Below are 8,858 nucleotides of genomic sequence, written 5' to 3' on the forward strand. Positions count from 1 at the left end.
CGACTTTCACCACATACGCATCCATGCTGCAGGAGATTCCTGTCAAACAAGCCCCACTACGAATTGACCGTGGGAGCGAATTCATTCGCGAAAGGCCGGTACATCCGAAAAACATGCGTCGCCGTCAACGACGTCTCGCGGATAAATCCGCCTCTACAGTGCGGCCAGCGTCAGATCCAGGCACTTTCGCGCCTTCTCGATCAACTCATCGATTTGCGCAAGACTGATGACCAGCGGTGGCGCAATGATCATGGTATCGCCCACGGCCCGCATGATCAGGCCATTGTCGAAACAAAAGGTTCTGCAAATCATGCCAACGCCCTTGTCGGCATAACGCTCACGAGTGGTCTTGTCTTTCACCAGCTCGATTGCACCCAGCAGACCAACACCCCGAACCTCTCCTACCAGGGGATGATCGTTCAACTCGCGCAGTCGCTTTTGCAAGTATGGTGCCGTTTCCGCTTTAACCCTTTCGACGATTTTCTCTTCGCGCAGGATACGGATGTTTTCCAGCGCAACAGCCGCCGCCACAGGATGCCCGGAATAGGTAAAACCATGGTTGAAGTCGCCGCCTTCATTAAGCACTGCGACGATTTCATCGCGTACGACGAGGCCGCCCATCGGCACATACCCCGAGGTCAGGCCCTTGGCGATGGTCATCATGTCCGGCTTGAGGCCGTAGAAATCGCTACCGAACCACTCACCTGTACGACCGAAGCCACAAATCACCTCATCGGCCACGAACAGGATGTCGTACCTGGCCAGGATTTCCTTGATCTTCGGCCAGTAGCTATCCGGCGCGACGATCACACCGCCCGCGCCCTGAATCGGCTCGGCAATGAACGCCCCGACATTTTCCACGCCCAGTTCGAGAATCTTCTTCTCCAGTTGCTCGGCAGCCCAGATACCGAACTCGTCAGGCGTCATGTCGCCGCCTTCACCAAACCAGTACGGTTGGGGAATATGCACCACACCCGGGATCGGCAGATCGCCCTGCTCGTGCATGTAGGTCATGCCGCCCAGGCTGGCACCGGCAACGGTCGAGCCGTGATAGCCATTGACCCGGCTGATGATGGTTTTTTTATTGGGCTGGCCTTTGATTGCCCAGTAATGGCGGACCATGCGCAGCATGGTGTCGTTGCCTTCGGAGCCTGAGCCGGTAAAGAACACATGACTCATGCCCGCAGGCGTGATTTCGGAAATGGCCCTGGCCAGCTCCAGCGCCGGAGGATGGGCCGTCTGGAAGAACAGGTTGTAATAAGGCAGCTCGCGCATCTGTTTGCTGGCAGCTTCCACCAGCTCTTCACGTCCATAGCCGATGGCGACGCACCACAGGCCGGACATGCCGTCCAGAATCCTGTTGCCTTCGCTGTCCCACAGATAAACGCCTTCGGCGCGCGTGATGATGCGCGGGCCTTTATCTTTCAACTGTCTGTAGTCGCTGAATGGTGCCAGATGGTGCTCGCTGCTCAAGGCTTGCCATTCCAGGGTTTGAGGGTTCTTGGCACTCATGCAGCGTTCCTATGTCCGGGTTCGATGACAAGACGCCACAGCAGGTTCTGCGGCGTCTGCAGGGCTTAAACAGCGAAGAGCAGAAACTCCCGCTCCCACGAACTGATCACGCGCTTGAAGTTCTCGTGCTCGGCACGCTTGACCGCCACGTAGCCGACGATGAACTTCTTGCCCAGGTACTTTTCGATGGTCTTGCTGTTTTCCATCCGCTCCAGCGCATCCTCGATGGTCAGCGGCAGACGAAGGTTGCGTCGCTCGTAACCGCGCCCGACCACCGGCGCACTCGGGTTCAGCCCTTCAACCATGCCGATGAAGCCGCACAACAGGCTCGCAGCAATCGCCAGATAAGGGTTGGCATCGGCGCCCGGCAGGCGGTTTTCCACGCGACGGTTCTGCGGCACGGCATCCGGCACACGCAAGCCCACCGTGCGGTTCTCTTCACCCCATTCGACGTTTACGGGGGCAGAGGTGTCCGGCAGGAAGCGGCGGAACGAGTTGACGTTGGGTGCAAACAGCGGCAACAGCTCGGGGATAAGCTTCTGCAAACCACCGACGTGGTTCAGGAACAACTGGCTCATGGTCCCGTCGTCGTTGGAGAAGATGTTCTTGCCGGTCTTGATGTCGATGATGCTCTGGTGCAAGTGCATCGCACTGCCTGGCTCGCCGGTCATGGGCTTGGCCATGAAGGTGGCGGCCACGTCATGCTTGAGCGCGGCTTCACGCATGGTGCGCTTGAATACCAGGATCTGGTCAGCCAGCGACAAGGCATCGCCATGACGGAAGTTGATTTCCATCTGCGCCGTGCCGTCTTCGTGGATCAGGGTGTCCAGATCCAGGTTCTGCAGCTCGCACCAGTCGTAGACATCTTCGAATAGCGGGTCGAATTCGTTGGCGGCTTCTATAGAGAACGACTGCCGCCCGGTTTCAGGGCGCCCCGAGCGCCCGACAGGCGGCTGCAACGGATAATCAGGGTCATCGCTGCGCTTGGTCAGGTAAAACTCCATCTCCGGCGCAACAATGGGCTGCCAGCCTTGATCGGCATAAAGCTTGAGGACTTTTTTCAGGACATTGCGCGGCGACAGCTCGATGGGATTGCCTTGCTTGTCGTAGGTGTCGTGAATGACCTGCGCAGTAGGCTCGATGGCCCAGGGCACCAGATACACCGCGTTCTGGTCCGGGCGACAGATCATGTCGATATCTGCCGGGTCCAGCAGCTCGTAGTAGATGTCGTCTTCTACGTAGTCGCCAGTTACCGTCTGCAGCAGCACGCTTTCAGGCAGGCGCATGCCTTTTTCGGCAATGAACTTGTTGGTCGGCGAGATCTTGCCACGGGTGATCCCGGTGAGGTCGGACATCATGCATTCGACTTCGGTGATCTTGTGTTCTTTCAACCAATCGGTGAGCTGGTCGAGGTTGGTACTCATAAATACCTCAGGGGTTGTCGTGTCCTGATCGCAATCAGGCGTTTTTCCGACGCATCGGCGTCACGTTGTACAACTCGTTTCGGCAGGCACGAATAAGCGGTAAGGTGGCATCTGTAACGCTGATCGGGCCGCTATAGTGATAATGTTCGATATCGAAAGGTGGTGCAGCACAGAGCAGATGTCCAGTATGACTGGAACTCATGACAGTGCTGTCGGGTCGCACACAGAGTCTTGTCAGATTCGACGACAGGCCATTAAAGATACTGATATGGCAGGCATGATGACCGCTCTGTATTGCGCGGGGTGTAGAGTCGATCAAGGGAAGGCAAGGCATTGAACCCCCGGTTTTATTGCTCTGTGGGTTGCAATCGAGCTTAGCCTTGTTCATTTTTTTATACAACGCCCCGATAAAAATAGAATACGGGCCTTCCTGATCTTGACTCAGCACTGCTCGAAACAAGGAATACGCGCCCCAAATAGCGGCAAAAATGGCTATATGGCGCAGTTTTAGGGCAACAAAAGGCTCTATTGACTTCATCAAGGCTTTCGGATTGACTGAAACCCGTAATGCTCGATGATTGATATTTTTAACAACAAAGGTGTTGCATCATGTCGGTACCCCCGCGTGCCGTTCAGCTCAACGAAGCGAACGCGTTCCTTAAGGAACATCCTGAGGTTCTGTACGTTGACCTTCTGATTGCAGATATGAATGGTGTGGTGCGTGGCAAACGCATAGAACGCACCAGCCTCCATAAGGTTTACGAGAAGGGCATCAACCTGCCTGCCTCTTTATTTGCCCTGGACATCAATGGCTCCACGGTGGAAAGCACCGGTCTGGGCCTGGATATCGGTGATGCTGACCGAATCTGTTATCCAATCCCCGATACCCTGTGCAACGAGCCTTGGCAGAAGCGCCCTACGGCACAGCTGCTGATGACCATGCACGAACTCGAAGGCGACCCCTTCTTCGCCGACCCGCGTGAAGTCCTGCGTCAGGTAGTAGCCAAATTCGACGAAATGGGCCTGACCATCTGCGCAGCCTTCGAGCTGGAGTTCTACCTGATCGACCAGGAGAACGTGAATGGTCGCCCACAACCGCCACGTTCGCCGATCTCGGGCAAACGCCCGCACTCGACACAGGTCTACCTGATCGACGATCTGGACGAATATGTCGATTGCCTCCAGGACATTCTGGAAGGTGCAAAAGAGCAAGGCATTCCGGCCGACGCCATCGTCAAGGAAAGCGCCCCGGCCCAGTTTGAAGTGAACCTGCATCACGTCGCCGATGCGATCAAGGCATGCGATTACGCGGTTCTACTCAAGCGCCTGATCAAAAACATCGCCTACGACCACGAAATGGACACGACCTTCATGGCCAAGCCCTATCCGGGTCAGGCGGGCAATGGTCTGCACGTCCACATCTCGATCCTGGATCGTGATGGCAAGAACATCTTCACCAGCGAGGATCCCGAGCAGAACGCCGCATTACGTCATGCGATCGGCGGTGTGCTCGAGACCCTACCGGCACAAATGGCGTTTCTTTGCCCGAACGTCAACTCGTATCGCCGGTTCGGTGCCCAGTTCTATGTACCCAACTCCCCGACCTGGGGCCTGGACAACCGTACCGTTGCGCTGCGCGTGCCAACCGGTTCGGCCGATGCCGTGCGTATCGAACACCGCGTTGCCGGTGCCGATGCCAACCCGTATCTGTTGATGGCTTCGGTGCTGGCAGGCGTGCATCACGGCCTGACCAACAAAATCGAGCCGGGCGCTCCGGTGGAAGGCAACTCCTACGAGCAGCACGAGCAAAGCCTGCCGAACAACCTGCGCGACGCACTGCGCGAGCTGGACGACAGCGAAGTCATGGCCAAGTACATCGATCCGAAATACATCGATATCTTCGTGGCCTGCAAAGAGAGCGAGCTGGAGGAGTTCGAGCACTCCATCTCCGATCTTGAGTACAACTGGTACCTGCATACGGTCTGATCCAGACCGCTGCACAAAGCGCCGCAAGCCTTAGGGTCATGCGGCGTTTTTGTTTTTCTTCGCGAATAAATTCGCTCCAACAGGGGTTTTCACTGTTGGAGCGAATTTATTCGCGAAGACCTTAAAAGAGACGCCACTGTACAATGCCGCAGCCCCGCCGCCCCCGAGAGCACCCCATGACCCGCACCGTCGCCCTTCGCAAACCCCGAGCACGCAGCCAGGCACGAATCGATTCGATTCTCGATGCTGCACGCACCTTGCTCGCTGCCGAAGGAGTGGCCAGCCTGTCGATCTACAGCGTGGCCGAGCGCGCGGAGATACCGCCCTCTTCTGTCTACCACTTCTTTGCCAGCGTCCCGGCATTGCTTGAGGCCCTGACCGCCGATATCCATGCAGCCTTCCGGGCATCGTTGCAGGCGCCTATCGATCATGACCAGCTCAAGGACTGGCGCGATCTGTCACGCCAGGTGGAATTGCGCATGCTCAACATCTATAACGCCGATGCCGCCGCACGCCAGTTGATCCTTGCCCAGCATGGCCTGACCGAAATCAATCAGGCCGACCGCCAGCACGACATCGAACTGGGTCACCTGATGCTTGAAGTGTTCAACCGCCATTTCCCGATACCGGCACTGCCGGACGATGTGGATGTATTCGCCCTGGCGATGGAACTGGGCGACCGTGTCTACGCCCGCTCGATACAACTGCACGACCAGATCACGCCACGCATGGCCGAAGAAGGCATGCGGGTGTTCGACACCTATCTGGGGCTGTACCTGCCGCCATTCCTGCCAAAAAGGCCTCAGCCTCTTTGATCAGGACGTAAAAACCCCGGAGGGTCTGCACCGTCCGGGGCTGGGTGTCACTGAAGATCACAGCTTGGCGATCGACACCTCGGTGGACTTCACGAATGCAATCACTTCGCTGCCCACGGCCAGCTCCAGCTCTTTTACAGAGCGGGTGGTGATGACCGAAGTCACGATACCGGAAGCGGTCTGTACGTCGATTTCAGACAGCACGTCACCCTGGACGATTTCCTTGATGGTGCCTTTGAACTGGTTGCGCACGTTAATCGCTTTGATAGTCATGGTATGCCTTCCTTTTGTGGGATCGGGGTTAATTGGCCCAACGCAATTGCGTGGGCAACGGTGAAACGGGTTCGGGTTCCGGCGGCGATCCCGGAAGGGAAAGCACGCGGTTGAGCACTTCGGTTTCCAGCGCAGCAAGGCGATGCGAGCCACGAGCGCGAGGACGTGGCAGGTCGACCAGAAGATCCAGCCCAATGCGGCCTTCTTCGATCAGGATCACGCGGTCGGCAATGGCGACTGCCTCGCTGACATCATGGGTCACCAGCAGCACAGTGAAGCCATGCTTGCGCCACAGGTTTTCGATCAGTTGCTGCATCTCGATACGGGTCAAGGCATCCAGCGCGCCCAGCGGCTCATCAAGCAACAGCAGACGTGGCTTGTGGATCAACGCCCGCGCCAGAGCAACGCGCTGCTTCTGACCGCCGGATAAAGCAGCAGGCCATTCATCGGCGCGCTCGGCCAGGCCCACTGCCTCCAGCGCTTCAAGCGCTTGTGGACGCCAGTCACCGCTCAGGCCAAGGCCGACGTTATCGATGATCTTTTTCCAGGGCAGCAAACGCGCTTCCTGGAACATCAGGCGGGTGTCTTCGCGGGCATCGGCCAACGCACCGGAACCTGCCAGCAACTGACCCTCGGTAGGCTTGTCCAGACCAGCCAGCAGGCGCAGCAGGGTACTTTTGCCGCAGCCACTGCGACCGACCACGGCCACGAACTGACCGGCCGGGATATGCAGGTCAATGTCCTTGAGTACGACACGGGAACCGAAAGCTTTCTTCAGGTCCTGAATCGCCAGCGGGATGCCACGCAGCAAATGCGGAGGTTGTTGTTTCAGACTTGTCATGCTGCACCGCCTTTGCTTACTTGATAGGCCGGATGCCAGCGCAGGCACACACGCTCCAGACCACGCGCCGCCAGATCGGCCAGTTTGCCAAGTACGGCATACAACACGATGGCCAGTACCACGACGTCGGTTTGCAGGAATTCACGGGCATTCATGGCCAGATAACCGATACCGGAACTGGCCGAGATGGTTTCGGCCACGATCAGCGTCAACCACATGAAGCCCAGAGCAAAGCGCACACCTACAAGGATCGAAGGCATGGCGCCCGGCAGAATCACATGACGGAACAGGCTGAAGCCCGACAGGCCATAACTGCGGGACATTTCCACCAGCGCAGGGTCGATGTTGCGAATACCGTGGTACGTATTCAGGTAGATAGGGAACAAGGTGCCCAGCGCTACCAGGAAAATCTTCGCGGTCTCATCGATACCGAACCACAGGATGACCAGTGGAATCAGCGCCAGGTGCGGCACGTTACGGATCATCTGTACCGAGCTGTCCAGCAAGCGCTCACCCCATTTGGTGAGGCCGGTGATGAAACCCAGGATCAGACCGATACCGCCGCCGATGGCGAAACCGATACCGGCACGCCAGCCGCTGATAGCCAGGTGAGTCCAGATTTCACCACTGGCAATCAGATTGACGCCCGCCTCGATCACCGCACTTGGCGCGGGCAGAATGCGTGTAGACAGCCAGCCAGCGCTGACCGACAGTTGCCAGATCGCCAACAGCAAGACTGGAAGTGCCCAAGGCGCCAGTCTGTGAATGGTTCGTTGCAAAGCACTAAGGCTCATGGAGTTGTCTCCTCGAAGGGCCTGCCAATCACTGTGCTTTCGCTACAGCAGCGGGAGGTGTCCAGATCACATCAGCAATACGCAGTGGTTTGGGAATCAGCTTGAGCTGGTAGAAGGTGTCAGCGATTTTCTGCTGGGCGTCGACGACCTGAGGCGTGATAAACAGCGCGCCGTAGCCTTGGCGTTTCACCGAAGTCAGAGTGATGTCAGCCGGCAGGCCCAACAACGGCGCAACCTGTTTGGTCACTTCCTCAGGGTGAGCCTGAGACCATTCGCCCACTGCTCGAACTTCTTCGACAAGGGCCTGGATCACTTTCGGGTTCTTTTGCGCGTAAGGCTTGGTGGCCAGATAGAACTGATGGTTATCAGCGATACCGGTACCGTTCCTCAGCGTACGTGCCTGCAATTGCTGTTCGGCTGCGGCCTGGTAAGGGTCCCAGATGACCCAGGCATCGACACTGCCACGCTCGAAAGCGGCACGCGCATCGGCAGGCGGCAGGAATACGGTCTGGATATCGGTGTATTTCAGGCCAGCGTCTTCCAGCGCACGCACCAGCAGGTAGTGAACGTTGGAACCCTTGTTAAGGGCGACTTTCTTGCCTTTGAGGTCTTTGACCGAAGTGATCGGTGAATCCTTGGGCACCAGAATCGCCTCGCTGGTAGGCGCTGGCGGCTCATAGGCAACGTAAAGCAGGTCCGCGCCGGCAGCCTGCGCGAAGACCGGAGGCGTCTCGCCCGTCACGCCAAAATCGATGGAGCCGACATTCAATCCTTCCAGCAACTGAGGGCCGCCCGGAAATTCGGTCCACTGCACTTTCACGCCTTGCTCGGCCAGACGCTTCTCGAGGGAGCCTTTGGCCTTGAGCACCACCAGGGTGCCGTATTTCTGATAACCGATACGAAGGTCTTCAGCCTGGGCTTGGGTAATGGCCCCCAAAGCGACTGCTGCGGCAAACAGAGCGGCCAGGCCTCGACGCAAGATGAGAGTGCGCATGGGGCGCTCCTTTGCTGGGTATTGAATGTTCATGAGGCGAAAACCGCCGTAATGGAGTGACATTAACAGTAGTTTTTTATATCCATAAATCTCATTTATTCATTTGGTTATTCCCAAAACGAATATGAGGTACTTCACTCGCCGATTCCTTCACCACTCCCAATCTTTTTCCATGAACTCGGCCGTGGGTGGCAGGACCGAGTGCAGGAATTGCAGGTA

General features: G+C 57.4%; 9 protein-coding genes. 2 read left to right on the forward strand and 7 right to left on the reverse strand.

Annotated features, from left to right (window positions below):
- Nucleotides 1-153 precede the first annotated feature (153 nt).
- The 3 genes from JL015_RS27345 to JL015_RS27355 form a co-directional block, all read right to left on the reverse strand.
- A complete protein-coding gene (locus tag JL015_RS27345) occupies nucleotides 154-1,512 on the reverse strand; it encodes an aspartate aminotransferase family protein (protein WP_201020668.1) in 1,359 nt (452 codons plus the stop codon).
- A 65-nt stretch (nucleotides 1,513-1,577) separates the two neighbouring features.
- Nucleotides 1,578-2,936, reverse strand: a complete 1,359-nt coding sequence (locus JL015_RS27350; protein WP_095068673.1) for a glutamine synthetase family protein — start codon at nucleotides 2,934-2,936, stop codon at nucleotides 1,578-1,580.
- Between the two features lie 34 nt (nucleotides 2,937-2,970).
- Nucleotides 2,971-3,474: a hypothetical protein gene (locus JL015_RS27355; RefSeq protein WP_201020669.1), complete on the reverse strand. Its 504-nt coding sequence runs from the start codon at nucleotides 3,472-3,474 to the stop codon at nucleotides 2,971-2,973.
- A gap of 71 nt (nucleotides 3,475-3,545) precedes the next feature.
- On the opposite strand from JL015_RS27355, the gene JL015_RS27360 reads away from it, so the two are divergent.
- Nucleotides 3,546-4,922, forward strand: a complete 1,377-nt coding sequence (locus JL015_RS27360; RefSeq protein WP_201007239.1) for a glutamine synthetase family protein — start codon at nucleotides 3,546-3,548, stop codon at nucleotides 4,920-4,922.
- A gap of 176 nt (nucleotides 4,923-5,098) precedes the next feature.
- Nucleotides 5,099-5,737 (forward strand): TetR/AcrR family transcriptional regulator, encoded by a 639-nt coding sequence (locus JL015_RS27365; protein WP_201020670.1) that lies wholly within the window; start codon nucleotides 5,099-5,101, stop codon nucleotides 5,735-5,737.
- A gap of 57 nt (nucleotides 5,738-5,794) precedes the next feature.
- Here JL015_RS27365 and JL015_RS27370 read toward each other — a convergent pair whose 3' ends face one another.
- From JL015_RS27370 to JL015_RS27385, 4 genes are read right to left on the reverse strand one after another with little or no spacing between them, the layout of a single operon-like run.
- On the reverse strand, nucleotides 5,795-6,010 hold the full coding sequence (locus tag JL015_RS27370; RefSeq protein ID WP_025262382.1) for a TOBE domain-containing protein: 216 nt from the start codon (nucleotides 6,008-6,010) through the stop codon (nucleotides 5,795-5,797).
- A gap of 28 nt (nucleotides 6,011-6,038) precedes the next feature.
- Nucleotides 6,039-6,851 carry an aliphatic sulfonates ABC transporter ATP-binding protein gene (ssuB, locus tag JL015_RS27375; protein ID WP_122321057.1) on the reverse strand — a complete coding sequence of 271 codons (813 nt, stop codon included), beginning with the start codon at nucleotides 6,849-6,851 and terminating at the stop codon, nucleotides 6,039-6,041.
- Nucleotides 6,848-7,645: an aliphatic sulfonate ABC transporter permease SsuC gene (gene ssuC / locus JL015_RS27380; protein ID WP_122321055.1), complete on the reverse strand. Its 798-nt coding sequence runs from the start codon at nucleotides 7,643-7,645 to the stop codon at nucleotides 6,848-6,850. Before ssuC ends, ssuB begins: the two co-directional genes overlap by 4 nt.
- Before the next feature lie 28 nt (nucleotides 7,646-7,673).
- The gene (locus tag JL015_RS27385; RefSeq protein ID WP_025262385.1) at nucleotides 7,674-8,639 is read right to left on the reverse strand and encodes a sulfonate ABC transporter substrate-binding protein; all 966 of its coding nucleotides are present in this window, start codon (nucleotides 8,637-8,639) and stop codon (nucleotides 7,674-7,676) included.
- Between the last annotated feature and the right edge of the window lie 219 nt (nucleotides 8,640-8,858).

Source organism: Pseudomonas cichorii, assembly GCF_015471405.1.
Classification (GTDB): Bacteria; Pseudomonadota; Gammaproteobacteria; order Pseudomonadales; family Pseudomonadaceae; genus Aquipseudomonas; species Aquipseudomonas serbiensis.

Coding starts and splice junctions, on each gene's coding strand:
- JL015_RS27345 (WP_201020668.1), bottom strand. CDS start 1,512: ATGAGTGCCAAGAACCCTCAAACCCTGGAATGGCAAGCCTTGAGCAGC.
- JL015_RS27350 (WP_095068673.1), bottom strand. CDS start 2,936: ATGAGTACCAACCTCGACCAGCTCACCGATTGGTTGAAAGAACACAAG.
- JL015_RS27355 (WP_201020669.1), bottom strand. CDS start 3,474: ATGAAGTCAATAGAGCCTTTTGTTGCCCTAAAACTGCGCCATATAGCC.
- JL015_RS27360 (WP_201007239.1), top strand. CDS start 3,546: ATGTCGGTACCCCCGCGTGCCGTTCAGCTCAACGAAGCGAACGCGTTC.
- JL015_RS27365 (WP_201020670.1), top strand. CDS start 5,099: ATGACCCGCACCGTCGCCCTTCGCAAACCCCGAGCACGCAGCCAGGCA.
- JL015_RS27370 (WP_025262382.1), bottom strand. CDS start 6,010: ATGACTATCAAAGCGATTAACGTGCGCAACCAGTTCAAAGGCACCATC.
- ssuB (WP_122321057.1), bottom strand. CDS start 6,851: ATGACAAGTCTGAAACAACAACCTCCGCATTTGCTGCGTGGCATCCCG.
- ssuC (WP_122321055.1), bottom strand. CDS start 7,645: ATGAGCCTTAGTGCTTTGCAACGAACCATTCACAGACTGGCGCCTTGG.
- JL015_RS27385 (WP_025262385.1), bottom strand. CDS start 8,639: ATGCGCACTCTCATCTTGCGTCGAGGCCTGGCCGCTCTGTTTGCCGCA.